Origin of the sequence: Pseudomonas sp. NPDC087185 (assembly GCF_044744955.1) — a bacterium.
In the GTDB taxonomy this organism is placed as follows: domain Bacteria; phylum Pseudomonadota; class Gammaproteobacteria; order Pseudomonadales; family Pseudomonadaceae; genus Aquipseudomonas.
Window position 1 is genome coordinate 207,396 of sequence record NZ_JBIUZK010000008.1, and the last position, 23,747, is coordinate 231,142.

General features: G+C 64.2%; 25 protein-coding genes, 1 pseudogene and 1 riboswitch. Of the genes and pseudogenes, 6 read left to right on the forward strand and 20 right to left on the reverse strand.

The window, feature by feature from the left end:
• Window positions 1-3: 3 nt before the first annotated feature.
• A complete protein-coding gene (locus ACIPIJ_RS24775; RefSeq protein ID WP_401081799.1) occupies window positions 4-363 on the reverse strand; it encodes a sel1 repeat family protein in 360 nt (119 codons plus the stop codon).
• Between the two features lie 956 nt (window positions 364-1,319).
• Here ACIPIJ_RS24775 and ACIPIJ_RS24780 point away from each other — a divergent pair.
• From ACIPIJ_RS24780 to ACIPIJ_RS24790, 3 genes are all read left to right on the forward strand, one after another.
• Window positions 1,320-1,544 carry a hypothetical protein gene (locus ACIPIJ_RS24780; RefSeq protein ID WP_401081801.1) on the forward strand — a complete coding sequence of 75 codons (225 nt, stop codon included), beginning with the start codon at window positions 1,320-1,322 and terminating at the stop codon, window positions 1,542-1,544.
• 248 nt (window positions 1,545-1,792) lie between these two features.
• Window positions 1,793-2,275: a hypothetical protein gene (locus ACIPIJ_RS24785; protein WP_401081803.1), complete on the forward strand. Its 483-nt coding sequence runs from the start codon at window positions 1,793-1,795 to the stop codon at window positions 2,273-2,275.
• A gap of 144 nt (window positions 2,276-2,419) precedes the next feature.
• Window positions 2,420-3,685 carry an OmpP1/FadL family transporter gene (locus tag ACIPIJ_RS24790; RefSeq protein ID WP_401081806.1) on the forward strand — a complete coding sequence of 422 codons (1,266 nt, stop codon included), beginning with the start codon at window positions 2,420-2,422 and terminating at the stop codon, window positions 3,683-3,685.
• A gap of 41 nt (window positions 3,686-3,726) precedes the next feature.
• On the opposite strand, the gene ACIPIJ_RS24795 is transcribed toward ACIPIJ_RS24790, so the two are convergent.
• The gene (locus ACIPIJ_RS24795; protein WP_401081808.1) at window positions 3,727-4,656 is read right to left on the reverse strand and encodes a LysR family transcriptional regulator; all 930 of its coding nucleotides are present in this window, start codon (window positions 4,654-4,656) and stop codon (window positions 3,727-3,729) included.
• A 113-nt stretch (window positions 4,657-4,769) separates the two neighbouring features.
• Between ACIPIJ_RS24795 and ACIPIJ_RS24800 the strand changes: the two genes are divergently transcribed.
• Window positions 4,770-5,030, forward strand: coding sequence for a DUF2798 domain-containing protein (locus tag ACIPIJ_RS24800; RefSeq protein ID WP_401081811.1), 261 nt, complete (start codon window positions 4,770-4,772; stop codon window positions 5,028-5,030).
• 132 nt (window positions 5,031-5,162) lie between these two features.
• Here ACIPIJ_RS24800 and ACIPIJ_RS24805 read toward each other — a convergent pair whose 3' ends face one another.
• The 16 genes and pseudogenes from ACIPIJ_RS24805 to ACIPIJ_RS24880 all read right to left on the reverse strand — a co-directional run bounded on the left by ACIPIJ_RS24805 (window position 5,163) and on the right by ACIPIJ_RS24880 (window position 18,079).
• A complete protein-coding gene (locus tag ACIPIJ_RS24805; RefSeq protein ID WP_401081813.1) occupies window positions 5,163-5,714 on the reverse strand; it encodes a glutathione peroxidase in 552 nt (183 codons plus the stop codon).
• Window positions 5,715-5,760: 46 nt separating this feature from the next.
• On the reverse strand, window positions 5,761-5,883 hold the full coding sequence (locus tag ACIPIJ_RS24810; RefSeq protein WP_401081816.1) for a hypothetical protein: 123 nt from the start codon (window positions 5,881-5,883) through the stop codon (window positions 5,761-5,763).
• A complete protein-coding gene (locus tag ACIPIJ_RS24815) occupies window positions 5,880-7,082 on the reverse strand; it encodes an MFS transporter (RefSeq protein ID WP_401081819.1) in 1,203 nt (400 codons plus the stop codon). Before ACIPIJ_RS24815 ends, ACIPIJ_RS24810 begins: the two co-directional genes overlap by 4 nt.
• Window positions 7,083-7,145: 63 nt before the next feature.
• The gene (locus ACIPIJ_RS24820) at window positions 7,146-7,550 is read right to left on the reverse strand and encodes a MarR family winged helix-turn-helix transcriptional regulator (protein WP_401081821.1); all 405 of its coding nucleotides are present in this window, start codon (window positions 7,548-7,550) and stop codon (window positions 7,146-7,148) included.
• Between the two features lie 49 nt (window positions 7,551-7,599).
• Window positions 7,600-7,791, reverse strand: a pseudogene (locus ACIPIJ_RS24825) (glycosyl hydrolase); the annotation flags it as partial.
• Window positions 7,792-7,825: 34 nt separating this feature from the next.
• On the reverse strand, window positions 7,826-8,560 hold the full coding sequence (locus tag ACIPIJ_RS24830; RefSeq protein ID WP_401081824.1) for an adenosylcobinamide-GDP ribazoletransferase: 735 nt from the start codon (window positions 8,558-8,560) through the stop codon (window positions 7,826-7,828).
• A gap of 1 nt (window position 8,561) precedes the next feature.
• Window positions 8,562-9,131, reverse strand: a complete 570-nt coding sequence (gene cobC / locus ACIPIJ_RS24835) for an alpha-ribazole phosphatase family protein (RefSeq protein WP_401081827.1) — start codon at window positions 9,129-9,131, stop codon at window positions 8,562-8,564.
• Window positions 9,128-10,183, reverse strand: coding sequence for a nicotinate-nucleotide--dimethylbenzimidazole phosphoribosyltransferase (cobT, locus tag ACIPIJ_RS24840; protein ID WP_401081829.1), 1,056 nt, complete (start codon window positions 10,181-10,183; stop codon window positions 9,128-9,130). Before cobT ends, cobC begins: the two co-directional genes overlap by 4 nt.
• Window positions 10,180-10,701 (reverse strand): bifunctional adenosylcobinamide kinase/adenosylcobinamide-phosphate guanylyltransferase, encoded by a 522-nt coding sequence (gene cobU / locus ACIPIJ_RS24845; protein WP_401081832.1) that lies wholly within the window; start codon window positions 10,699-10,701, stop codon window positions 10,180-10,182. The genes cobT and cobU overlap by 4 nt, the downstream gene beginning before the upstream one ends.
• Before the next feature lies 1 nt (window position 10,702).
• Window positions 10,703-12,157, reverse strand: a complete 1,455-nt coding sequence (locus ACIPIJ_RS24850; RefSeq protein ID WP_401081835.1) for a cobyric acid synthase — start codon at window positions 12,155-12,157, stop codon at window positions 10,703-10,705.
• Window positions 12,154-13,146 (reverse strand): threonine-phosphate decarboxylase CobD, encoded by a 993-nt coding sequence (gene cobD / locus ACIPIJ_RS24855; protein ID WP_401081838.1) that lies wholly within the window; start codon window positions 13,144-13,146, stop codon window positions 12,154-12,156. Before cobD ends, ACIPIJ_RS24850 begins: the two co-directional genes overlap by 4 nt.
• The gene (cbiB, locus tag ACIPIJ_RS24860; protein ID WP_401081841.1) at window positions 13,139-14,047 is read right to left on the reverse strand and encodes an adenosylcobinamide-phosphate synthase CbiB; all 909 of its coding nucleotides are present in this window, start codon (window positions 14,045-14,047) and stop codon (window positions 13,139-13,141) included. Before cbiB ends, cobD begins: the two co-directional genes overlap by 8 nt.
• Window positions 14,044-14,694, reverse strand: coding sequence for a 5,6-dimethylbenzimidazole synthase (gene bluB, locus ACIPIJ_RS24865; protein WP_401081844.1), 651 nt, complete (start codon window positions 14,692-14,694; stop codon window positions 14,044-14,046). Before bluB ends, cbiB begins: the two co-directional genes overlap by 4 nt.
• Window positions 14,691-15,986 carry a cobyrinate a,c-diamide synthase gene (locus ACIPIJ_RS24870; RefSeq protein ID WP_401081847.1) on the reverse strand — a complete coding sequence of 432 codons (1,296 nt, stop codon included), beginning with the start codon at window positions 15,984-15,986 and terminating at the stop codon, window positions 14,691-14,693. The genes bluB and ACIPIJ_RS24870 overlap by 4 nt, the downstream gene beginning before the upstream one ends.
• Window positions 15,983-16,594, reverse strand: a complete 612-nt coding sequence (gene cobO / locus ACIPIJ_RS24875; RefSeq protein ID WP_401081850.1) for a cob(I)yrinic acid a,c-diamide adenosyltransferase — start codon at window positions 16,592-16,594, stop codon at window positions 15,983-15,985. The genes ACIPIJ_RS24870 and cobO overlap by 4 nt, the downstream gene beginning before the upstream one ends.
• 120 nt (window positions 16,595-16,714) lie before the next feature.
• A riboswitch (cobalamin riboswitch) is annotated at window positions 16,715-16,936 on the reverse strand.
• Between the two features lie 84 nt (window positions 16,937-17,020).
• The gene (locus tag ACIPIJ_RS24880; protein ID WP_401081852.1) at window positions 17,021-18,079 is read right to left on the reverse strand and encodes a tartrate dehydrogenase; all 1,059 of its coding nucleotides are present in this window, start codon (window positions 18,077-18,079) and stop codon (window positions 17,021-17,023) included.
• A 124-nt stretch (window positions 18,080-18,203) separates the two neighbouring features.
• On the opposite strand from ACIPIJ_RS24880, the gene ACIPIJ_RS24885 reads away from it, so the two are divergent.
• Window positions 18,204-19,121, forward strand: coding sequence for a LysR family transcriptional regulator (locus ACIPIJ_RS24885; RefSeq protein WP_401081854.1), 918 nt, complete (start codon window positions 18,204-18,206; stop codon window positions 19,119-19,121).
• Window positions 19,122-19,136: 15 nt separating this feature from the next.
• Here the strand turns inward: ACIPIJ_RS24885 and ACIPIJ_RS24890 are convergent, their stop codons facing one another.
• On the reverse strand, window positions 19,137-21,683 hold the full coding sequence (locus ACIPIJ_RS24890) for a dermonecrotic toxin domain-containing protein (RefSeq protein WP_401081857.1): 2,547 nt from the start codon (window positions 21,681-21,683) through the stop codon (window positions 19,137-19,139).
• 145 nt (window positions 21,684-21,828) lie between these two features.
• On the opposite strand from ACIPIJ_RS24890, the gene ACIPIJ_RS24895 reads away from it, so the two are divergent.
• A complete protein-coding gene (locus ACIPIJ_RS24895; protein ID WP_401081860.1) occupies window positions 21,829-23,145 on the forward strand; it encodes a PQQ-dependent sugar dehydrogenase in 1,317 nt (438 codons plus the stop codon).
• Between the two features lie 12 nt (window positions 23,146-23,157).
• Here ACIPIJ_RS24895 and ACIPIJ_RS24900 read toward each other — a convergent pair whose 3' ends face one another.
• Complete coding sequence (locus tag ACIPIJ_RS24900) at window positions 23,158-23,691, reverse strand: C40 family peptidase (RefSeq protein ID WP_401081863.1); 534 nt, start codon at window positions 23,689-23,691, stop codon at window positions 23,158-23,160.
• Window positions 23,692-23,747 lie beyond the last annotated feature (56 nt).

Consider the following 23,747-nt stretch of genomic DNA (forward strand, 5'->3'; position numbering starts at 1 on the left):
TTATCAGTCTGCCGTGGCGGGCGCCTGCTCCGGCTCATTGCCCTGGCACAGCCGCGCATATTCCAGCTGCGCCCGCTGATCACCGGCCCGAGCAGCCTGGCGCAGCAGTTCGTGGCCGATACGTCGGTCGCGGGCGTTGCCGCAATCGCGGCAAAGCATTTGCCCCAAGCGGCTCTGGGCCACCACCACGCCCTGGCGCGCGGGCTGCTTGAGCAGACGCCCGGCCAGGTGCTTGACCTGAGGCTTGTCGCCCAGGCGCGGGTTGTCGAGCAACCACAGGGCCACTTTCAGTGAGAAGCGCTTGGTCGAAGGGGCCGGTGAGGCCGCAGTGGGGCTGGCGAGGTGTTTACCGCGAAATTTCATGACAAACAGGGAAGGCAACTCGAAAGGCGCGCCACTCTACTCTTTTTTCTGCCGCGTGGCCTGTCGATTTACGGAGGGTTGAAAAAAAATTTCACCGATCTTTTCTTGACGTTTTCAAGTCGATGACCAGCAGGTCTGCAGCTGCCTGACGATTGTCGGACAGTTCTTTAATTTGCTGGCACGCCCGTCCTAGAGCAAGCGCTCGGGACAATCCACAGTTCCTGTGGATAACTCGGTGGACAACCCCCTTAAGGACCCCGCAAACCCCTATGAAACGGGGCTTACAGTCAAACTGACGATTTTTTCACCAGCTAAAATTAGTGTTTTTTTTCATTGACTTAAGCTGCCAGTCAAGGCATTGGCGAGCTTCTGCGGCGCTGTTGCCGGGCTGTTACAACTCACGCCTCGAATGTGAACAAGTGCACCGAAAACCTGCAGTTGAATGCACGAAATTGGTACATCCTGCCACTTGAAGGCCGTTTGCCCCCTCTTCCCAGCACGCGCAAGAAACGCCATAATGCTCGGCTCACCTGTGGAATTTTCGCAAGGCTTGCAAAGCCCGCAAAGTTCCGGTAAGGTGCGCCTCGTTAGTACCAAGCTGAAAGTCAATTCTGGCCAGAAGCGTCCTTGCAGGCCTGCTCCCCCCCAAGAGCATCACTGCTGAAATCAGGACCGGCCCTTTCGATGATTCACTCGCCAGCCCAGCGCTGTTCAAGCACGAATCACGTGACAGATTGATCAGGATTCCATACCGACGGCCTAGAACCTTGGCCCCGGCATGCTGCCTGCCCTCTGAAGTACCTACCAGTCAGCCCAAGCGCCTACCTTATGATTGCGCTCTCCCTGGCTGCCCTGTTCCAGTCAGGTTCGTTCGTCCCTTAATAAAGGCGTCACTGGAACGTTTCTATCATGCACGGATCATATCTCCCGTGTTTAAAGCAGGAACCTCCAACAATATGCATACTCATCATCAAATTCAGGCTGCCATTGGCACCCTCTCCCAGGCCTTCTCGCCGTTGAAGTGCCTGATCACCGCCCCTCGCAAGGGCAACTTCAGCTTCACCCTGGTGGACGAACACGGCGTCGCCTGCCACACCGAACGTCTGTACCCAGAGCAGTACAACCGCTCGGAACCGCTGCAAGCCGTGATTGCCCGGACCCGCCAGTCGCTCACCGCGTGAGCGGCGAATACCGATGCATTCAGCCGCTGAATGCACCGTGTCGCAAGCTTCCTGATCGTTCTTGGCGTAATTGCCGCAAGGCATATGGCGCCGAACGTCAGGCAGCAATCGATTTAAAAACAGCTCTTTACACCATGATTATCACACTACACTTCAACTCGAGCGGTCCCTACCGCTTCCGGCGGGCCTGACCAATCACCAGCTGCCAAGCTCCAGCGCCCGTCGGCCCTTTACTGCTCGAGGGCATCATGGGTATTGCGGCGAATGAATTGTGTCAGTATGTGATCCGACCAACCCTGGTCTACCTCAACCGTCATTGCGCCAGTGCCGAAGCTCTTTTGCTGGGCATCGCGGCCAGCCAGTCGGCGCTCGGCTCAGCCTTGCATGACAGGCGTGGCCACGGCCTGTACCGCATCGGCGAGCATCGCCACCAAGCCGTATGGGACAATTTTCTCGCCCGCGACCCCGAGCTAGCCAGCCTGGTACGCGGCCTGGCGAGCCAGCACGCGTTCCTCGGCGGCCCGCACCTGGAACTCACGGTCAACCTGCGCTACTCCACCGCCATTGCCTGGATGCTGATCGAAGCGCAGTCCACCCCCCTGCCTGCCGCTGACGATCTGCTCGGCCAGGCGCGGATCTGGCGGCAAATTTTTCACCCCCAAGGTCGCCTGCGCGACTTCACTCAGGCCTGGCATCTGTGCGTTGATCAGAAATTGCCACAGGCATCTTGAGAATCATCCTACGCATTACCGGAAAAAAAGGAATTTTGGTCGGATTGTCCTACAAAACCGCTCTATCTCCTGTGATACGGGCTATAGCGCAGCGCGTGATTTGTTGGTAGCTTTTCGCCCCGGAGATCCCAAGGAGTTCTAATAATGAAAAAAGTCATGCTCAAAACCTCCCTCGGCGTAGCCGTTGCTCTCGCCTCCAGCCAACTGTTCGCTGCCGGCTTCGCCCTTAACGAACAGAGCATCAGCAGCATGGGGACAGGTTTCGCGGGACGTTCTTCTTCTGCCGAAGATGCCAGCACCGTGTTTGGCAACCCGGCAGGCATGTCCCGCCTCAAGCGCGAACAAATCACCGTGGGCGGCGCTGCCGTCATCGCCAAGTCCGATATCTCGGGCCCTGGCAGCAACTTCGGGGGGGAAACCGATGGTGACATGGTGCCGGTCGTTGGCGTACCGATGGGTTACTACGTCAAGCCGATCGATGATCACTGGAGCGTCGGCTTCGGTGTTTACGTACCCTTCGGCCTGGTCACCGACTACGGCAGCGACGATGCCGCCCGCTACTGGGGCAAAAAGAGCCATGTCGAGGTAGTGACCTTCCAGCCAACTGTCAGCTACGCCTTCAACGACAAGGTCTCGATCGGTTTCGGCCCAACCATCAACCGCATCAAAGGTGAACTGGGCTCTAACCTGCCGACCCCAGCCTTCCTCGGCGGAAATGATGGCGAAGTCAAGATCAAGGGCGACGACACCGCTGTCGGCTACAACATCGGCATTCTGGTGCAGGCCACCGACAGCACCCGCGTCGGCCTGACCTACCACTCGATGGTCGACTACAAGCTCGAAGGCAAGACCCGCGTCAGCACCCCGCTGATAGGGGCATTCAGCGGCAGCAAGTTCGACGCTACCCTGAAGATCAAGACACCAGAGTCGGTCGACCTTTCGGTCACCCACGAACTCGACGACCAGTGGACCCTGTACGCAGGCAGCACCTGGACCCGCTGGAGCCGCCTGAAAGATATCACCGTGCAGAACGATGTCCCGGCGCGACTGGCAGGTTCGGCGTTCCAGACCATTACCGAAGAGCAGAACTGGCACGACACCTGGGCCCACGCCATTGGCGCGTCCTACAAGGTGAACAAGGAGTGGGTACTGCGCACCGGCTTCACCGTAGACCAGTCGCCAACCAACAACCACGACCGTTCACCGCGCATCCCGACCGGCGATCGCAAGGTGTTCAGCCTGGGTGCGGGCTGGAGCCCGAACGAAGACATGACCATCGACGTGGCCTACTCCTACCTGTGGGAAGAGGACACCAAGGTCAACCAGGTCAGCGCCAGCAAAGGCAGCTACCAGGCCAAGTACGAGAACAGCGCGCACGGCGTGGGTGCATCCCTCACCTACCGCTTCTGACGCTTGTTGCTGCATGAAGAACCGCCCTTGTGGCGGTTTTTTCAGGCCTGGATTTGCCAGCTGTCACCCAGCGAATCCTGCAGGTAGTTCATGAACGCGCGCACCTTGGCGGTCATGGCGAAGCGGTCGGCCAGGCACAGGTAGATGTCCATCGGCTCGGTCTGGGCGTAGGCCTGACTGTCGTCGCGGTATTCGAACAACGGCACCAGCGCACCGGACGCGAGGCGCGGCCTGAGGATGAATTCGGCCAGCCGGGTGATGCCACCGTCGTTGAGCGCCATCTGCGTCAGCGCGTCGATATCGTCACTGATCAGCACCGTGCCGAATTCGGCCTCGAAGCGCAGGCCATCACGTACGAACCCCCACCGCAGGAAGCGGCCATCCACCGGGTAGCGAAACACCAGGCAGCGATGGTCGCGCAGTGCCTCGGGCGTGGCCGGCAAGCCTGCGCTCGCCAGATAGCCTGGGGATGCACAGCAGATGAACGGAATGCGTGCGATATGCCGCGCCAGCAGTTGGTCTTCGAGTTGCGGGGCAATGCGCAGGCTGACGTCGACGTCTTCACGCGCATGGTTGACCCGTCGATCAGTCGTTACCAACTCTATCGAAAGCAAGGGGTAACGGGCGCTGAAGGCGGGGATCAGCGGTGCCAGCACGTGGCGGCCGAATGCCGAGGTGGAGGCGATGCACAACCGCCCTTGCGGCTCACTGTCGGGCGTAGTGACGGCCTGCTCGGCGTTGAGCAAGTCACGCTCCACGTTCCTGACCCGCTCGTAATAGAGTGTCCCGGCCGGGGTCAACGCCATGCTGCGCGTGCTGCGACTGACGAGGCGCACCTGCAAGTGGCCTTCGAGACGTGCGAGGTTCTGGCTGACCGCAGCAGGGCTGACCCCCAGGCTGCGCGCCCCACCGGCAATACTGCCGGCTTCGACCACCTTGATGAAACTGCGGATGGCGTTGAGCAGGTCCATGTCGAGCCCTTCGATTCGTAAGAATCTCTTTATAAAGAACTCAGCCTTACGGGTCTACAGCGGGGCCCCGGTGCATTGCTAACCTGCGCCTCACCCACCGTTGAGGAGATCACATGAATAACCCGTCCCAGCCACGCAGCCTTCGCAAACTACGCCCCAGCGCAACGCCGTATGTGTTTGCGCTCTACATGTCGTCGATCATGGCTCTGCTGATGTGCTTCGTGATCACCGCCGCCAATGCCGGGGTGAATGCGCAGTACCTGAGCAATGTGCTCAAGGCTTACCAGTTGGCCATGCCGGTCGCATTCATTTGCGTGTTGATGGTCAGGCCGCTGGTAGTGCGCCTGGTAGCGCTGACGGTGCATCCGCATTGAGGATGCACGACCGTGGCAGCCGCCTTGCCAGCGCTTGAGGCCCTGCGGTGTATGACACCGGCTTCGCCGGTGTTCGCGGGTGAAATTGAGCAAGGCAGTCGCTGCCACAGGAGCCGTGCACGCTTTACCCTGTCACGGCTGCGAGGCAATCGCCTTCTCGATCGCCGCCCTGAACGCCGGGTCATCCGGCTTGGTCAGGCTGGAGAAGTTGCCGACCACCTTGCCCTTGCGATCCACCACGTACTTGTAGAAATTCCACTTGGGCGCACTGCTCTGCTCCGCCAGCCCCACGAACAACGGTATCGCATCCTTGCCGCGCACCGCCTGCGTCTTGGTCATGGTGAAGGTCACACCATAATTGGCGTAGCACACCTTGGCCGTCTTCTCGCTGTCGGCGTCTTCCTGCTTGAAGTCGTTGGACGGCACGCCGAGCATTTCCAACCCCTGCCCGTGGTACGCCTTGTAGGTGCTCTCAAGCCCCTCGAACTGCGGCGCAAACCCGCAATAGCTGGCGGTGTTGACCACCACCAGTGGCTTGCCGCCAAAGCGCTGGCACAGGTCGACCTGTTCCTTGCCACGCAGCTCCGGCAGGCTGCCCTGCAACAACGCCGGGCAATCCGCAGCCCAGGCAGAGCTGGCGGCGAACAGGGCCAGCAATGGCATCATCAACCCATGTACACGCATCGTTCGGTTCCCCGGCAAGACATTCCTTGAACTTGCAGGGTAGCGCTTAACAAACGCCCATGCCCAGTTGCATCAGCGCCATGCCGCCCTGCTGCCAGCCCCACCAGGCCAGCACCAGCAGCAACGCACCGGCCAAGGCCACCAACCCCTGGGCCAAAAAGCGGTTCATGCGGCTTGCGCCTGCAGGCGGGCAACCGGGCGTTCGCTCACTGGCCAGTTAAGTGCCGCGGCCAACAGGCTGAGCAGGATCGATATCTGCCAGACCAGGTCGTAGTTGCCGGTGCGGTCATACACCACTCCACCCAACCAGCCACCGAGGAAGGCGCCCAGCTGGTGGAACAGGAAGACGATGCCGCCCAGCATCGACAGGTTGCGCACACCGAACACCGAGGCGACGGTGCCATTGGTCAACGGCACGGTGGAGAGCCACAGCAGGCCCATGGCGATACCAAACAGGTAGGCGCTGAACTGCGTCACCGGCGCCCACAGGAACAGCACGATCACCACCGCGCGCAGCAGGTACAGCGCCGTCAGCAGCCGCGGCTTGGACATGCGCCCACCCAGCCAGCCCGCCGTATAGGTACCGACGATATTGAACAGCCCCACCAGCGCCAGCACGGTGGTGCCGGTGGTAGCCGCCAGATGCTGGTCGACCAGGTAGGCAGGCAAGTGCACACCAATGAACACCACCTGGAAACCGCAGACAAAAAAGCCCAGGGCCAGCAGCCAGAACCCTGAATGCGAGCAGGCTTCATGCAGCGCCTGGCCTAGCGTCTGTTCGGCACCGTGGCTGGGCAGCGGGCGGTCACGCAGCAGGCCGACAAAAGGCACGATCAATGCCACCAGCAGGCCGAGCACCAGCAAGGCGGCTGACCAGCCCAGCGATTCGATCAGGCCGAGCGTACCGGGTAGCATGGCGAATTGGCCGAACGACCCGGCTGCGCTGGCGATGCCCATGGCCATACTGCGTTTCTCTGCCGGTACGGCACGGCCGACCACGCCCAGGATGACCGAGAAGGAAGTGCCGGACAGGCCGATACCGATCAGCAGCCCAGCACTGAGCGACAGCGACCAGGCCGAATCTGCAGTGCTCATCAGCAGCAACCCGACGGCATAAAGGATGCCACCGATGATGACGACCTTGGCAGCGCCGAGGCGGTCGGCCAGTGCGCCGGCAAACGGCTGGGCCAAGCCCCAGATGAGGTTCTGCAGGGCGATGGCGAAGGCGAACACCTCCCGGCCCCAACCGAAATCAGCGCTCATCGGCGCCAGGAACAGGCCGAAGCCATGCCGGACACCGAGCGACAACGCCAAAATGAGCGCCGCCCCTGTCAGTACCCACCCGCTGGTTCGCCAAACCGAAGTCATTGTCGTTATCTCCAGCACATCGCAAGGTTATGCGGGTATATACCCGCTTATAGTCGTAATCAATCAGCCCAGCTGACCCAGCAAACGCACCAATTCGTCACGCTGCCCTTCACCCAGTTGCTCCACCAACCGCCGCTGTGCCTGTTCCCAGGCTGGGTAGGCCGCTTGCAGGCGCTCTATCCCTGCCGCAGTCAACACCACCACCCGGTTGCGCTGGTCGTCACCGTCGGCCAGGGCTACCAGGCCATCGGCTTCCAGCACCCGCAGGTTACGGCCCAGGGTGCTGCGCTCAAGCCCCATGGCCTCGGCCAGCGTGGTGATACTCGGCCGGTCGAGGCGCTGCAGATGACGCAGCAGGGAAAACTGGGCGACATTGATACCGAAGCCGACAAGGGCTTCGTCGTAATGCCGGCTCACCCCACGGGCGGCGCGACGCAGATGGGTGCAGATGCATTCACTGGTCAACATGATTACGTGTATATACCCGCACCTTGGATGTTGCAAGATTTTTCAATGGTTATTCCGGATTCATGCGCTTACGGATCGGCTCGAATTCAGCCGTAGCACTGCGCGCCAGAGGATCGGGTGTACCCTGCTCCATGGCCTGCCAATAACGCCAAGGAACCTTGGCTGAACCCAGCTCATAATCCATGCCATCCCAACTGTCTTCACGGAAGCTGTAAAACGCCCAGTGCAGCTGGTTGCGATCACATGACTGGAAATTGCAGCTGACATTCCGATACTCAGAACGCCAGCGCCAATGCCAATACGACAACGAGCTCCAGCAGCTCCAGCATCGCCCCGGCAGTATCGCCTGTGGTCCCGCCCAGCCGCTGACACATCAGCCGACGCAACCAGCAGAACATGCCGAGCGCCACTGCCAACGGCCAGATCGCGCTCCAACCTCCCAGCGCCAGGCACAGCAGCAGGCTACCCAGCAGTACCCAGCCCGCCGCGCGGCGCGGCACGTGTTCGGCCAGCGCCTGCCCCAGGCCGCCCGGGCGCACGTAGGGGGTGCGGAGGAACAGGCCAAGCATCGCCGCACGCCCTACCACTGGCGCCAGCACCAGCAGCGCTCCAGCGCCGCGCTCGACCAGCACCCACAGCGCACAGAACTTCAGCAGCAGCACCAACACCAGGGTCACCACGGCAATTGGCCCGCTGCGCGGATCCTTCATGATCTGCAACGTCCGCTCACGGTCGCCAAACCCGCCCAGCCAGGCATCGGCACTGTCGGCCAGGCCGTCCAGGTGCAGCGCGCCGCTGAGCAGCACCCACAGTGTCAGCAGCAAGGCCGCATGCAAGGGCGCAGGGGTGCCCTGCAGCAGATGGCTGGCCAGCCACAGCATCAGGCCGAACAGCAGGCCGACCAGGGGATAGCACAGCAACGAACGTCCCACCTCTCGTGGCTCGGGCATCCCCGGTAAACGTACCGGCAGGCTGCTGAGAAACTGCAGGGCGATCCAGAATGGCAGCACTTCAGCGCACCTCTTCCAGTCGCCCGCCTTCCTGCAGCCTTACACGCATCAGCGCTCCGTGCCCCACCTCGACCTGCAGCAACTGCTCCCTGGGCAAACCCCGCGCCCGCGCCAGCAGCAGGCGCATGACGCCGCCATGGGTGACCAGCAGTACCCGCTTGCCGGCATGTTGCCGATGCAACCGGGCGACTGCAGCCAGTACACGCTCGGCGAACGCGCTTACAGGCTCGCCCCCAGGCGGTGTAAAGCCGTAGGGGTCGGCCCAGAACTGGCCGAGCTCATCGGCTTGGGTCTCCATGACCTGCAAGGCGCTGCGCCCTTCCCACTCACCGAAATGCAACTCTTGCAGGTCGGCCTCGCGCTGCACTGGCAAGCCCAAGCCCGCCCCCAGCTCATCGGCAAACCGCGCGCAGCGCTGCAAAGGCGAGCTGACCAGTACCTGCCAAGGCCCGCCCTCGCGCACGGCCGCGCGCATCTGCGCCCAGCCTTGCTCGGTCAGGGCATCATCCAGGCTGCCGCGCAGGCCGCCACCCTGCTCGGTCTCACCGTGGCGCAGCAGGTCGATGATCATGCCGGGCGATCCGCCACGGCCGCTTCGGCGAAGGTCGCCATCTGCCCGTGCAGCACGCAGGCCAGGCGCATCAGCGGCACGGCCAGGGCGGCACCGCTGCCCTCACCCAGGCGCAGGCCCAGCGCCAGCAGCGGTTCGGCCTGCAGCGCTTCGAGCAAGGCCTTGTGCCCAGGCTCGGCGCCCTGGTGGGCGAACAACAGCCAGGCGCGGCACTGCGGGTTGAGGCGCACCGCCACCAGTGCGGCGACGCTGCAGATAAAGCCGTCCACCAGCACGGCAATACCCTGCTGCGCGCAGGCCAGGTAGGCGCCGACCAGGGCCGCGATCTCGAAGCCACCGACACAGGCCAGCGCCTGCAGCGGGTCGTCGGCACGCAGGCCGTGCAGCACCAGGGCGCGCTCGATCACTTCAGCCTTGTGCCGTACCCCGGCGTTATCCAGGCCAGTACCCGGGCCACTCAGGTCGCGCGCAGGGCAGGCCAGTAGCGTACTGGCCAGGGCCGCGGCGGCCGTTGTGTTGCCGATGCCCATCTCGCCACCGATGAACAGCTGGGCACCGTTCTCGGCTGCGCGCTGCACGCTGTCACGGCCGGCCTGCAGCGCCGCCCGCAGTTGCGCATCGGTCATCGCTGGCTCGCGGGCGAAGTTAGCGGTACCGGCCCCCAGGTGCAGGTGGCGCACACCCGGCAGCGCCAGCGCCGGGTCAACAGTCCCCAGGTCGACCACTTCGAGGCTGGCCTGCAGCTGGCGCGCCAGCACGCTGATCGCCGCGCCGCCGCCGACGAAGTTGCGCAGCATCTGCCCGGTCACCGCTTGCGGGTAGGCCGAGATGCCCTCCTCCACCACGCCATGGTCACCGGCAAAAATAGTGATGGCGACCTGGTCCAGGGTCGGTCGTTCACGCCCCTGCAGGCCGGCCAGTTGCACCGCCAGGCCTTCCAGCTGGCCGAGCGAGCCGGCCGGTTTGGTCAGCTGCTGCTGACGGGCGCGGGCCTGGTCCATGGCAGCGGTGTCGAGAGGTTGGCAGGCGTCACGCCACCAGGTCGGGTTCATAGTGCAGGTCCTTTGAGCATCAGGGGCAGGCCAGCGACGGTCAGTACCACGCGCTGGCAGCGTTCGGCGACGGCCTGGTGCAGCCAGCCGGCCAGGTCGACATAGCGCCGGGTCAGCTCGCCCATGGGCACCACGCCCAGGCCGGTTTCGTTGCTGACCAGGATGAGGGTGCCGGGCAACTGCTCCAGGCAGTCGAGCAGCGCATCGCGCTGCTGGGCCAGGCGCTGGTCGTCCTCGAGCATCAGCAGGTTGGTCAACCACAGGGTCAGGCAGTCCACCAGCAGGCAGCGGCCTTCGGCAGCTTCAGCGCGCAACACGGCGGCCAGGGCCAGGGGCTCTTCGATCAGCCCCCAGTCGCCTGGGCGGCGCTGGCGGTGCAGGCGTACGCGTTCGTTCATTTCGCCATCCAGCGGTTCGCTGGTGGCGATGTAGGTCACCGGCAGGCCGCTGTCGGCAGCCAACTGTTCAGCCAGGCGGCTCTTGCCCGAACGGGCGCCGCCGAGGATCAGGTTGCGCATGTCAGGCGACTCCACACAATGTTCGCAGGTACGCGGTATCCAGGTGCTTTTCCACCAGGTCGGCCAAGCGCTCGATGTCGCGCTCGCGCAGGGCCTCGTAGTCGATCGGCTGCACGTTCTCCAGCCCCGCCCAGCGCAGCAGCGCGGCGCACGACTGGCTGCCTTCGAACAGGCCATGCAGGTAGGTGGCGAAAATCTGACCGTCAGCGCTGATAGCGCCATCGCTGCGGCCATCGGCCAGTTGCACGGCAGGGTGCTCCAACGCAGGGCCGTGGGTGACGCCGGCATGGATTTCATAACCGCCAACCGGCGCTTGCTCAAGGCTCAACACCCCGGCCACGTTGCGCAATTGCTTCTCGGCTTCGAGTGTCGTCGCGTAGTCGAGCAGGCCAAGCCCCGGGCTGGAGCCTGCAGTGCCTTCCAGGCCGAGCGGGTCGTGCACGTTGCGGCCGAGCATCTGCAGGCCACCGCAAATGCCAATGAGCTTGCCGCCATAGCGCAGGTGCCGGGCGATGGCGGCGTCCCAACCGCGTTCGCGCAGTTGCGCCAGGTCGCCGCGCACGCTCTTGGAGCCTGGCAGGATGATCAGGTCGGCTGGAGGAATTGGCTGGCCGGGGCCGATGAACTGCAGGTCGACCTGCGGGTGCAGGCGCAACGGGTCGAAATCGGTGTGGTTGCTGATGCGCGGCAGCACCGGGACGATCACCTTGAGCACGCGCTCGTCCTTGGCTGCCTGGCGCACATCGATGCCGTCCTCAGCCTCCAGGTGCAGGTCGGTGACATACGGCAGCACGCCCAGCACCGGTTTGCCTGTGCGCTGTTCGAGCCAGTCCAGGCCCGGCTGCAGCAAGGCGATGTCACCGCGGAAACGGTTGATGACGAAACCCTTGACCCGCGCCTGCTCGCTCGCCGACAGCAGTTCGAGGGTGCCGACCAGGTGGGCGAAGACCCCGCCGCGATTGATGTCGGCCACCAGGATCACCGGGCAGTCAACCGCCTCGGCAAAGCCCATGTTGGCGATGTCACCGGCGCGCAGGTTGATCTCGGCAGGCGAGCCCGCCCCTTCGACCATCACCACCGGATACCCGGCGCTCAGGCGCTCATGGGAGGCCAGCACCGCCCGCATGGCGATGGCCTTGTAGTCGTGATAAGCCACCGCGTTCATGCTGGTGACCGCGCGGCCATGGATGATCACCTGGGCGCCGGTGTCGCTGTTGGGCTTGAGCAGCACCGGGTTCATGTCGGTGTGCGGCGCCAGCCGGCAGGCCTGGGCCTGCACCGCCTGGGCACGGCCGATCTCGCCACCGTCGGCGGTCACCGCGCTGTTGAGCGCCATATTCTGTGGCTTGAACGGCACCACGGCGACGCCCTGGCGCAGCAGCCAGCGGCACAGCGCGGTGACCAGCGTGCTCTTGCCGGCATCGGAGGTGGTGCCTTGCACCATGAGGGTGGTCATGCCGTTTCCTTCTGATAATCGGCCAGGGCCTGGGCCAAGCGCTGTTCATCGGCCGCGCAGGCGGGCAGCCCCAGGCGCACGGCGGGAGGCTGCTGGAACAGGCGCACGAGGATGCCGCGGCGGGCAAGAAAGTCATGCAGGTGCGCGGCACGCTCGCTGCGCACGTACTGGAACAGGTCGCAGCTACCTGCAGGTGCCAGCCCGGTGCTCTCCAGCAACAGGGCCAATCGTGCGCTGGCCTGGGCGCAGCGCTCGATCTGCGCCTGATGCGCTGCCGGGTCGGCGAAGCAAGCCTGGGCCAGCACGCGCGTGGGGCCACTGACGGTCCACGGGCCCAGCAGGTCGGCCAGGCGTTGCAGCAGGGGCAGTTCGGCAGCGACACAGCCCAATCGAACACCCGCCAGGCCGAAGAACTTGCCGAACGAGCGCAGCACGATCAGCCCGGGGCGTTCGGCACACTCGACCACGCTGTGTTCGGGGGTGTTGTCCATGAAGGCTTCATCGACCACCAGCCAACTGCCCCGCTCGGCCAAGCGGGCATGCCACGCGAGCAGTCGGTCCCGGGGCACACGGTGGCCGGTCGGGTTGTTCGGGTTGACCAGCACCAGCACATCGAGGCTGTCGAGGGTCGCGTCGACCTGCCCTTCCTGCAGCTCGATCAGGGTATGCCCTGCCCGCTGCCAGGCCTGCGGATGCTCCGCGTAGCAAGGCGATAGCACCCCGACCCGGCCACTGGGGCGCAGCTGGGGCAACGCCTGGATCGCCGCCTGGGAGCCGGCCACCGCCAACAGCTGGCGGGCGCCGTAATAGGCGCGCGCCGCCGCCTCGAGGCCGTCCTCCGTCTCGGGCAGGCGCGCCCAGGCGTCCATCGGGATCGGCGGGATCGGGTAAGGCCACGGCGCGATGCCGCTGGACAGGTCGAGCCAGGCCTCACGCGCAATCCCGTATTGCCGCACCGCCCGTAACAGGCGGCCACCGTGCTCAAGCATTCAGGTACGCTCCCACGCAGATCACCAACAGCCACAGCCATACGCCACGCTGCACCAGGCTCCAGCCGCGCTCGATGGCATCGGCATCGGCCATCGGCCCTTCGCCCAGGCACGGGCGCTCGTGCAGTTCGCCGTGATACACCGCCGGGCCGCCGAGCTCGACACCCAAAGCACCGGCGCCCGCCGCCATCACCGGGCCCGCATTGGGGCTGTCCCACAATGGCCCCTGCTTGCGCCAGCAGGCCAGCGCCAGGCGGGTCTTGCCGAGCAATGCATAGCTCAGCGCCACCAGCCTTGCAGGGATATAGTTGAGCACATCATCGATGCGCGCGGCGCACCAGCCGAAGCGCTCGAAGCGTTCGTTGCGGTAGCCCCACATGGCATCCAGGGTATTGCTCAGGCGGTACAGCACCACGCCCGGCGCGCCGGCGACGATGAACCAGAACAGCGCGGCGAACACCGCATCGCTGCCGTTCTCCAGCACCGACTCGGTCGCGGCCCGGGCCACGGCGGGCTCATCGAGCTCGCGGGTTTCGCGGCTCACCAGGTAGCCGACACGCCGCCGCGCCTCCTCCAGGTCGCCCTGGCGCAAGGCGCTGGCAACGGGCAGCACGTGCTCGCCGAGGCTGCGCAGGCCCAGCGCGCAATACAGCGCCAGCACGTCCACCAGCCAGCCGATATAGGGCAGCCAGGACAGGATCAGCGCCACCAGGGTCAAGGGCACCACGGCCAGGAACCAGGCACTCACGCCATGGCTGCGCCAGCCTCGCCCACCGGCATTCAGGCGCCGCTCCAGGTTGGACGCCAGGTTGCCGAAAGCTACCAGCGGGTGGCGCCGCTGCGGTTCGCCCAGCAAGGCATCCAGGGCCACGCCGGCCACGGTCAGCAAGGCCACGCTCATGGGCGCTCTCCCCATTGGTTCTCGAACAGCATGTCGCTCAAGGGCCGTTCTTCGGCCCAGTTTTCCAGCACCAGCATCGGTGCCGGATAAAATTCGGTAACAGGGCCAAGGCACAGTACAGCGACCGGCTTGGCCCCGGCAGGCATACCCAGCAGCTCGGCCAGTGCCTGTGGGTCGAACAACGAGACCCAGCCCATCCCCAAGCCTTCGGCACGGGCCGCCAGCCACAGGTTCTGAATGGCGCAGGCCAGCGAGGCGAGGTCCATTTCCGGCAGGGTGCGGCGGCCGAAAATGTGCGGTTCGCGGTTGTCCATCAAGGCGGCTACCCACAATTCGGCGCAGTCGTTGATGCCTTCGACCTTGAGCTTCATGAATTCGTCGGTGCGCTCACCCAAGGCGTCGGCCGTGCGCACCCGCTCTTGTTCCACCAGCGCCTGGATGCGCGCGCGCAGGTCGCCCTGGCGGATGCGAATGAAGCGCCACGGCTGCATCAGGCCCACGCTGGGTGCCTGATGTGCGGCGCCGAGCAGGCGGCCGAGCACGTCAGGGGCGACCGTGCCGCCGGCAAAGTGGCGCATGTCACGGCGCTCGCCGATGGCGCGGTAGACGGCGGCACGCTCGGCCTCACTGAAAGCGTGTTCGCTCATGGTCGCAACAGCGCCGCCGCCGCCTCTGGGTTGGACGGGAAATAGAAGTGCACGTAGGACGCGGTGAGCCGGCCCAGGCGATAGACCGCCTCGTTGCCGCGCCCACCGTTGGGGCTCAGGCCACGGGCGATCGGTTCCAGTTCGGTGCTGGTCAGCGAATGGTGGTAGGTGTGCCCGCGCAAAGTACCTTCCGGCAGTTCCACAGCTTGCAAGGCCAGGGCCGCCAGGCGTTTTTGCAGGGTCGCTTCGCCCGGTAGCAGGCCGACCAGCGCCGCTCGTTCACCGGCAACGTCGGTCAGGGCATCGAGCAGATAAAGCATGCCGCCGCATTCGGCCAGCAGCGGTTTGCCAGCGCCGTGGTGGGCACGGATGGCCTCACACATCGTCGCGTTGGCGGCCAGCGCATGGTGATGCAGCTCGGGGTAGCCACCCGGCAGGTACAGGCTATCGACGGCCGGCAGTTCACGGTCGTGCAGCGGCGAGAAGAATGCCAGTTGTGCGCCCAGGTTGCGCAGCAGGTCGAGGTTGGCGCCGTAGGTGAAGGCAAACGCTTCGTCCTTGGCCACGCCGATGCGCACACCGGCCAGCGACGCGGCGCTCGGCTGCGGCTCAGGCTCGGCGAACGCCACCGGCGGCGGCGGCGCGGCGTCGCAGCTGCTGCCCAGTGCTTCGGCGGCAGCGTCCAGGCGAGCATCCAGGTCATTCAGCTCGCTGGCCTGCACCAGCCCCAGGTGGCGGCTGGGCAGCTCGATGCCGCGCTCGCGCGACAGGCCGCCATACCAGCGCAAGCCTTCGGTCAAACTGCCTTCGAGCAGTTGCGCATGGCGCAGGCTGCCGACCCGGTTGGCCAGTACGCCGGCAAACGGCAGGTCGGCCTGGTAGCGCGCAAGGCCCAAGGCCAGGGCGCCGAAGGTCTGGGCCATGGCCGTGCCATCGATCACTGCCAGCACCGGCACGCCGAAGTGGCGCGCCAGGTCGGCGCTCGACGGCGTGCCGTCGAACAGCCCCATGACCCCTTCGATCAGGATCAGGTCGGCCTCGCCTGCCGCGTCCCACAGCAGTCGACGGCTTTCCTCCGCACCAATCATCCACAGGTCGAGCTGGTACACCGGCGCACCGCTGGCGCGCTCGAGGATCATCGGGTCGAGAAAATCAGGCCCGCACTTGAACACCCGGACCTTGCGCCCGAGGTTGCGGTGCAGCCGGGCCAGGGCCGCAGTCACGGTGGTCTTGCCCTGGCCAGACGCCGGGGCCGCGATCAATACGGCCGGGCAATGTCGCGTGTGGCTCACAGTTCGACGCCCTTCTGCGCGCGGATGCCCGCCTGGAACGCATGCTTGAGCATGCCCATCTCGGTGACGGTGTCGGCCAGCTCGATCATTTCGGGCTTGGCCGCGCGGCCAGTGACGATCACATGCTGCATCGGTGGCCGCGCCTGGATGTCGGAAAGCACCTGGTCGAGGTCGAGGTAGCCGTGCTTGAGGGCGATGTTCAGCTCATCGAGCACCACGAACTGCACGCTCGGGTCCTGCAGCAGCTGGCGCGAAACGTGCCAGGCCGCTTCGGCAGCGGCAATGTCGCGCTGGCGGTCCTGGGTTTCCCAAGTAAAGCCCTCGCCCATCACGTGGTAACGCACCTGCTCGGGGAAGCGACGGAAGAACAGCTCTTCGCCGGTGCTGTTGCGGCCCTTGATGAACTGCACCACGCCGCATTGCATGCCATGCCCCAAGGCGCGGGCGAGCATGCCGAATGCCGAGCTGCTCTTGCCCTTGCCGTTGCCGGTGAGCACCAGCAGCAGGCCGCATTCGTTGGGGGAATTGGCGATACGTTCGTCGATGACCGCCTTCTTGCGCTGCATGCGCGCCAGGTGGCGTTCGTCGCGTTCGGTGGGTTCGCTCATGGGGGTACTCCGCAGGCTGGCGCCACGCGAAGCAGCGGCGACAGGTCGATAGACAGGCAAGCGGAGAGCGCGCAGGAGCCATGGCCAGACGCCACGGTGCACCGCGCATCACCCTCCGTGATGCCGTTGGCAGTGACAGGCCGGTCTCCGGGCTTGTGAGCGGGCGTCGGCCCGGGCCTGCGCGCCTTCCCGGATGCGGGCATCCAGTGGCCGTGCGCGGCTTTTTACTCACCTACCGTTGCGGGGGCAGCGCCGGACTCGCGCCATGCTGGCGCCCACCGGCTTCCCAGTTTCACCCTGCCCAGTCGAGGCTGGCAGGGCACCTGAAACACGCGCGAAGGTTAGAGGGTTGAATGGGGAGCGTCAATCGAACGGGGGCGATTTCACGGAGCCCATCGTCGGTGTACCGACGATGGGCCATCACGCTTAGCGACGAATCAGCGCCAGCACCGCATCGGTCACTTCACGGGTGGTCGCCTTGCCCCCCAGGTCAGGCGTGTGCACGCCACTCTCGGTCACCGCCTCGATCGCCGCCATCAGTTCGCGAGCGGCAGCCTCCTCCCCCAGGTGCTCGAGCATCATCACCGCGGTCCAGAAGGTGGCAATGGGGTTGGCCACACCCTTGCCGGTGATGTCGAAGGCCGAACCGTGGATCGGCTCGAACATCGACGGGAAGTCGCGGCCGGGGTTGAGGTTGGCGGTGGGCGCGATGCCCAGGCTGCCGGACAACGCGGCAGCCAGGTCCGACAAGATGTCGGCATGCAGGTTGGTGGCCACTACCACATCCAACTGCTCGGGCTTGAGTACCATGGTGGTGGTCACCGCATCCACCAGTTCGCGGGTGGTGCGTACATCCGGGTAGTCCTTGGCCACGTCCTCGAATACCTCGTCCCACAGCACCATGCCATGGCGCTGGGCGTTGGACTTGGTCACCAGGGTCAGGTGCTTGGCCGGCCGTGTGCGGGCCAGGTCGAACGCAAAGCGATGGATGCGCTCGACGCCGACGCGGGTGAACGTCGAAACCTCGGTGGCCACTTCGATCGGCAAGCCCTGGTGAACACGGCCGCCACTGCCGGAATATTCGCCTTCGGAGTTCTCGCGCACGATCACCCAGTCGATCGCCTTACCCTTGGCCAATGGGCTGGTCACCCCCGGCAGCACACGGGCCGGGCGCACGTTGGCGAACTGATCGAAGCCCTGGCAGATCGGCAGGCGCAGGCCCCACAGCGACACATGGTCCGGCACCTCCTGGCTGCCCACCGCGCCAAAGAAGATGGCATCGAAGGTCTTGAGTTTCTCCAGGCCACCGGCAGGGATGTATTGGCCTTCGCGCAAGTAACGCTCCGAGCCCCAGTCGAAATGCTCGAAATCGATGCCGAAGCTGCCGCGCTTGGCAGCCAGTGCCTGCAGCACCTCCACACCTGCGGCGATCACTTCTACGCCAATGCCATCACCTGGAATTGCCGCGATCTTGTAGTTGTTCATGCCTCGACTCCCCTGCTTATTGTGGCCCGCCGAACTTGTGCTGGCGGGGATGAGCCGAGTATATGTAGTGAACACAGGGCAGCAGTTAACCCTGGATCACCTCTTAAGTAACCATGGGTTAATGATGAATCCGACACAGGACCTGGGCTTCTTCCACCTGCTGGCCAAGCAAGGCAGCCTGGCCGCCACGGCACGCGAGCTGGGCGTAACACCACCGGCGGTGAGCAAGCGCCTGGCGGCGCTGGAGGCACGCCTGGGCGTACGGCTGGTCAATCGCACCACCCGCTCCATGAGCCTGACCGCAGAGGGTGAGCTGTATTTTGCTCATGCGGCGCGCATCCTCGCGCAGGTCGACGAAGTGGAACAACTGATCGGCCGCCACCGCGCCGAGCCCAAAGGCCTGATCCGGGTGAACGCCTCGCTGGGCTTTGGCCGCCGCTACATCGGCCCAGCCTTGGCAGACTTCTATGCCCGCTACCCGGACATCGAGGTGCAACTGGAAATCAGCGACCATCCGCTGGACCTGGCCAGCCATGGCTTCGACCTGGGGATTCGCTTCGGCAGCCTGCCGGATGCCTCCTTCCATGCCCGCAAGATCGCCTCCAACCGCCGCTTGCTGTGCGCCTCGCCGCTGTACCTGGAGAAGCACGGCACGCCACTTAAACTGGCAGACCTGGCCCAGCACAACTGCATCTTCCTGCGCCAGAATGAATCGCCTTATGGGGTGTGGAGCTTTACCAACGGTGGCCGTACGCAGAACATCAAGGTGCAGGGCGCACTTAGCTGCAACGACGGTGAAGTGGCCCTGAACTGGGCGCTGCAGGGCCACGGCATTCTGCTGCGCGCCGAGTGGGACATCGCCCGCTACGTGCGCAGCGGGCGCTTGCGCCTGTTACTGGAAGACCAGACGCCAACCCGCGCCGACGTGTATGCGGTGTACCCGCAGCAGTTGCACCTGTCGGCACGGGTGCGGCGGCTGATCGACTTTCTGATCGAGCGCTTCGAGCGCATCGACCATCTGGACCTGGAAGAGGTTGGCTAGGCTGTTATCGAGGCACTACTCCGGGAAGAAACGGCGCACCAGCGCAGGGGTTCTGAACCGCGCGCTATACGCCTCCATGTCGAAGGGGAGCGCTGTGCGCAAGTCGTACACCGGGCCCGACGCAGGCTTGGCGACCTGCTTCAGCGTGACTTTGATGAAGCGGTAATGTTCGCCATAAATCTGCTGCAAGCTGTCGATGCGCAAGTAGTTGCCAGGCAGGAACAGGGTCTCGGCCTCCTCGGGAAAGGACGAAAATGCGCTGATCGGTGTTGCGCTGTGGTACTCCCCTGCAGGCATTTCGAACACCACCGAGCTGTCATCGAACACACCTTGCAAGCCGCCTGGCGCATTGGGGTAAGGCAAACACGCGAACTCGGCGGCCATGTAGGGGTTTTCGGTAAACGAGGTGAAATCGGTATTGACCAGTACATCGCCAACCCGCACCTCACCGCTTCGGTAGCGGTCACCGCCGGTACTTCGCGAGCGGTGGCCACCCCGGTATAGCCTGACGTGATTGCTTTTAGGCAGCCGCTCAAGGCTGCTGGCAAGGTCGGCGATATAGTCATCCTCATCGCCAAATCGATAGTTTCCCGCGCGGAACACGTCATTAACCTTCGACTCGTCGCTGGTGTAGTAGTCGATCAGCGCATTGAAGTATTTGCGCTTGTAGCGGAAGGAATAGTGCGTTTGGCCACCTGTCATCACACAGTCCATGCCACGCCCGTCCAGATCAGGCGAGCGCCCGGGCTCCAGCTCAGCAATTGGCCAATCACTCAACACATCCTCCTGGCGCCCCAATGCATACTTGGACAGGCTTTTACTTTGGGGTCCATTGGCAAGCGTATAGGTATCCCAGAACTGCGAATGCATGCTCTGCATGCCATCCACTGCCGGAGGAGCACCGGCTAGCAGCCGCGGTGGCGCCAGCAACTCCCACTCACCCGCCTCGTTCACACGCACCGGGTGAAGCGGGCTGAAGGCAAACGGGTTATCCGCCGAAACCACCAGCCACACCGCCAGCTCGTGGCTGTAACGTACGCGGTATGGCAAGCCTTCCATGGTAATCCAGCAACTGCCATCGCCATTGACATGGACACCGCGCAAACGGCCCGATTGCCCAGCCTCCCCAGCGAGCAAGGCGTTGCCATCGCGCACTTCGGCGGGCAACGTCGACGCATCCGCCACTTGCCAGTGCTGGAGCGACACGCCGGTTTCATGCGGGGGCGCCTCGTAAGACAGTGAGGCAAAACTCGACTGGAAGCTGATATCCACCAGGTTCAAGCTCGCGAACAGGCTTTCGAACATTGCCGCGCGCAGCGCCCGCTTGCGGCCCTCCTCGTCTTGCGCGTGCAACGCCGCATCGATGTTCAGCGCCACTTTGCCGGCGCTGGCGCCGAGCAGCATGAGTGACATGGGCCAACCCAAGGGCGCAAGGCCGCCAAAGACACCCAGAAATGCAGATAGATAACCACTGAACATGGCTTTGCGCAGGCCGGCATTGTCCTGCATCAGGTGGGCATGCCCCCGCATTTCGACCTCGGCCTGCTCGGCGAGATAGGTGAATAAATCCTTGCCTAGCGGGCGCTTGAACAGCGACAAGGCCATCAATGCGGCTTCGTCCGAGCGGCTCCCGGCAATCCCTTGCAGATGCACCTTGATCAGGCGTTTGGCGGCTGAATCGTCGGGCTTGCTATGGGCGCCGATGACGAACGCATCGAGCGTGCTGCTGGACTGCAACTGCCGGCAGAGCCAGCTCGCCATCGCCGCCTCGCTGTCGAACCCTTTAATGGCCTCATCCGACCAGGGCATGAATGCCAGCACCCGGCCGTCCGGCGCTACCAGGCTGAACAGGCACCATCTGTCACCGTCACCGAATACGTAGCGATTGACCGTCATGACGTTGCGCGTCGCATCCCGCTGCAGCCCCGCCAGTGTCGGCAAGATGTCATGGGCCAAATCGTCGCTGGTCATGGCACGCAGGCGCTGCCAATCGAGCAGCGAGATCCTGTCGCCACTCAGGGCAGTGGCCCCCTGCCCGAGCAGTTTGAACTTGGCCATCACCCGAAAATTGGCACTATAGGTCGACCAGAATCGCTCCACTTCGGCGCGATACAGCACCGCAAAATCCAGCGCCCACAAATCCTGCTGTACCTCACTGCCCAGCATCGGCACTTCATTGCGCTCATCATAGGTCGTCGCATGCGGCCCCTGACGATAAAAGCCACCGCGCATGTCCAGTTCGTCGCTGGCATCCTGGAAGTAGACATCGAATCGGTTGATCACCAGCTCGTCCATCAGCATGGATTTCTGTGGCGGGCCGCTGTGCTGCCAGCCGGTGAATGCGCGGGGGCTGGAACTCTCGGTGTTGAACTGGTGCCACCAGACGAACCGCGGGTCCATATCCCGGCCGGTGTGCTTGCGCAAGATGCGCGCTGCGCGCTGGCCAGCCAGCGCATAGGGGTCAGGGAAATCGCGGATGATGGCATCCAGTAGTTGCACCAGGGGCGCGGCTGCGTCCATTGCTTCCAGGCTGCGGCGCGCTTTGTCGTTGATACCGCTCATGCTCCACTCCAAGCGTTGATTGTCGGGCAACCATCCTTGCTGCCTGAGCCCGCACAGAGTGGTAGATGCCTGCTGCCGCGCGCTGAACCAGTCATGCATGGCCGCGCTCTCAATACTGAGCGACCATCGTCGGAGGGCGGCGCCTATGAAACGCATCGGTATCTTCTTACCTTGGGTGTTCAGCGCCTGCCTGGCGGGCTGTGGCGATACCGCCCTCCTGAGCGTGGACGCAGGTAGTGGGCCCACACCGCAATTGCCCGCGCCCAACCCGACGCTGATCCCGACCGTCAACATCGCGCCTGCCATCGGCTGGCCGGATGGCGGCAAGCCCAAAGCCGCCACTGGGACGCAAGTGACAGCCTTCGCCGACAAGCTCGACCATCCGCGCTGGCTGTACGTGCTGCCCAATGGCGACGTGCTGGTGGCCGAGACCAATGCCCCGCCCAAGCCCGATGATGGCAAGGGCATCCGTGGCTGGGTGATGGGCAAAGCGATGAAGCGCGCTGGCGCTGCGGTGCCCAGCGCCAACCGCATTACCCTGCTGCGTGATGCCGACCGTGACGGCATTGCCGAGCTGCGCACGACCTTCATCGAAGGGCTCAACTCACCGTTCGGCATGGCCTTGGTCGGCAAGGACTTCTATGTCGCCGACACCGACAGGCTGCTGCGTTTTCATTACTCGCCCGGGGCCACGCAGATTCGCGAGCCCGGCAAGGCAGTTGTCGAGTTGCCCGGCGGCAGGCTCAACCACCATTGGACCAAGAACGTGATTGCCAGCGCCGATGGCAAGAAGCTGTATGTGACCGTGGGCTCGAACAGCAATGTCGGCGAGAACGGCCTGGACCAGGAGCAGGGACGTGCGGCGATCTGGGAAGTCGATGCCGCAAGCGGCACGCACAGGATTTTTGCCTCAGGCTTGCGCAACCCCAACGGCCTGGCCTGGGAGCCGCATACCGGCGCCTTGTGGACCGCGGTCAACGAGCGTGACGAGATTGGCAGTGACCTGGTGCCGGACTACATCACTTCGGTCAAGGATGGCGGATTCTATGGATGGCCTTACAGCTACTACGGGCAGCATGTCGATGAACGCGTCAAACCGCAGGATCCGCAGAAAGTAGCCCGGGCGTTGGTGCCAGATTACGCAGTAGGCCCACATACCGCCTCGTTGGGGCTGGCGTTCGCCCAACCTGGCGTATTGCCGCCCCCGTTCGACAACGGCGCATTCGTCGGCCAGCATGGCTCGTGGAACCGCAAGCCACACAGTGGTTACAAGGTAATATTCGTACCGTTCAACCGTGCAGGTAAGCCGAGCGGTAAACCGGTCGATCTGCTGACCGGCTTTCTCGATGGTGACGGCAAAGCCATGGGGCGACCGGTGGGGGTGATCAACGACCAGCGCGGTGGCGTGCTGGTGGCGGACGATGTCGGGAATGTGGTGTGGCGAGTCAGCAAGGCGCCGTAGCGCCTGGCTCGATCAAGGGTTCTGCGCCAGATGCCCTTGTGGGATCACCCTTTTTGCCTGCAGGTAGGCCTTCGACCAATAGCTGTTCGACAGGTAATCCAGGCGCACAGTGCCGCCCGTGGACGGCGCATGCACGAAGCGGCCCTCCCCCACATAGATACCGGCATGGCTGACCTGCGACCCGCCACTGGTGGCGAAGAACACCAGGTCACCAGACTGCAGCGCGTTCATGTTCACAGTCGGGGCACGCATGACGATCATCTCGCGCGTGGAGCGCGGCAGGCTGATGCCCGCGGCATCGCGGTAGACATAGCCGATCAGGCCACTGCAATCGAAACCCGAGTCGGGCGTGTTGCCGCCCCACCGGTACGGCGTACCCACCAGGCCGATCGCGCGGATCAGCACATCATCCGCAATGGGCGACCCATCCGGTTGGCTGTAGGTGATTTTTGGCTGAACGACGGGAGCCGGTGCCGGGGCACGGCTGGAGCAGGCAGCAAGCAATGCCACCAGGGAAAGGAATGCGAAGCGCGCCATCATCTTCATGGCCAAAACATCCTGTCTGAGACCGCAGGCCGCAGCCGAAAAGTGTTGAGAATTTA

Coding starts and splice junctions, on each gene's coding strand:
- ACIPIJ_RS24775 (WP_401081799.1), bottom strand. CDS start 363: ATGAAATTTCGCGGTAAACACCTCGCCAGCCCCACTGCGGCCTCACCG.
- cobO (WP_401081850.1), bottom strand. CDS start 16,594: ATGAGCGAACCCACCGAACGCGACGAACGCCACCTGGCGCGCATGCAG.
- ACIPIJ_RS24895 (WP_401081860.1), top strand. CDS start 21,829: ATGAAACGCATCGGTATCTTCTTACCTTGGGTGTTCAGCGCCTGCCTG.
- ACIPIJ_RS24790 (WP_401081806.1), top strand. CDS start 2,420: ATGAAAAAAGTCATGCTCAAAACCTCCCTCGGCGTAGCCGTTGCTCTC.
- cobU (WP_401081832.1), bottom strand. CDS start 10,701: ATGCGCAACCTGATCCTCGGCGGCGCCCGTTCGGGCAAGAGCCGCCTG.
- cobC (WP_401081827.1), bottom strand. CDS start 9,131: ATGATCATCGACCTGCTGCGCCACGGTGAGACCGAGCAGGGTGGCGGC.
- ACIPIJ_RS24815 (WP_401081819.1), bottom strand. CDS start 7,082: ATGACTTCGGTTTGGCGAACCAGCGGGTGGGTACTGACAGGGGCGGCG.
- cbiB (WP_401081841.1), bottom strand. CDS start 14,047: ATGAGCGTGGCCTTGCTGACCGTGGCCGGCGTGGCCCTGGATGCCTTG.
- ACIPIJ_RS24900 (WP_401081863.1), bottom strand. CDS start 23,691: ATGAAGATGATGGCGCGCTTCGCATTCCTTTCCCTGGTGGCATTGCTT.
- ACIPIJ_RS24820 (WP_401081821.1), bottom strand. CDS start 7,550: ATGTTGACCAGTGAATGCATCTGCACCCATCTGCGTCGCGCCGCCCGT.
- ACIPIJ_RS24785 (WP_401081803.1), top strand. CDS start 1,793: ATGGGTATTGCGGCGAATGAATTGTGTCAGTATGTGATCCGACCAACC.
- ACIPIJ_RS24880 (WP_401081852.1), bottom strand. CDS start 18,079: ATGAACAACTACAAGATCGCGGCAATTCCAGGTGATGGCATTGGCGTA.
- ACIPIJ_RS24850 (WP_401081835.1), bottom strand. CDS start 12,157: ATGACCACCCTCATGGTGCAAGGCACCACCTCCGATGCCGGCAAGAGC.
- ACIPIJ_RS24780 (WP_401081801.1), top strand. CDS start 1,320: ATGCATACTCATCATCAAATTCAGGCTGCCATTGGCACCCTCTCCCAG.
- ACIPIJ_RS24810 (WP_401081816.1), bottom strand. CDS start 5,883: ATGAACCGCTTTTTGGCCCAGGGGTTGGTGGCCTTGGCCGGTGCGTTG.
- ACIPIJ_RS24795 (WP_401081808.1), bottom strand. CDS start 4,656: ATGGACCTGCTCAACGCCATCCGCAGTTTCATCAAGGTGGTCGAAGCC.
- cobT (WP_401081829.1), bottom strand. CDS start 10,183: ATGAACCCGACCTGGTGGCGTGACGCCTGCCAACCTCTCGACACCGCT.
- bluB (WP_401081844.1), bottom strand. CDS start 14,694: ATGAGCGAACACGCTTTCAGTGAGGCCGAGCGTGCCGCCGTCTACCGC.
- ACIPIJ_RS24885 (WP_401081854.1), top strand. CDS start 18,204: ATGAATCCGACACAGGACCTGGGCTTCTTCCACCTGCTGGCCAAGCAA.
- ACIPIJ_RS24890 (WP_401081857.1), bottom strand. CDS start 21,683: ATGAGCGGTATCAACGACAAAGCGCGCCGCAGCCTGGAAGCAATGGAC.
- ACIPIJ_RS24805 (WP_401081813.1), bottom strand. CDS start 5,714: ATGCGTGTACATGGGTTGATGATGCCATTGCTGGCCCTGTTCGCCGCC.
- ACIPIJ_RS24800 (WP_401081811.1), top strand. CDS start 4,770: ATGAATAACCCGTCCCAGCCACGCAGCCTTCGCAAACTACGCCCCAGC.
- cobD (WP_401081838.1), bottom strand. CDS start 13,146: ATGCTTGAGCACGGTGGCCGCCTGTTACGGGCGGTGCGGCAATACGGG.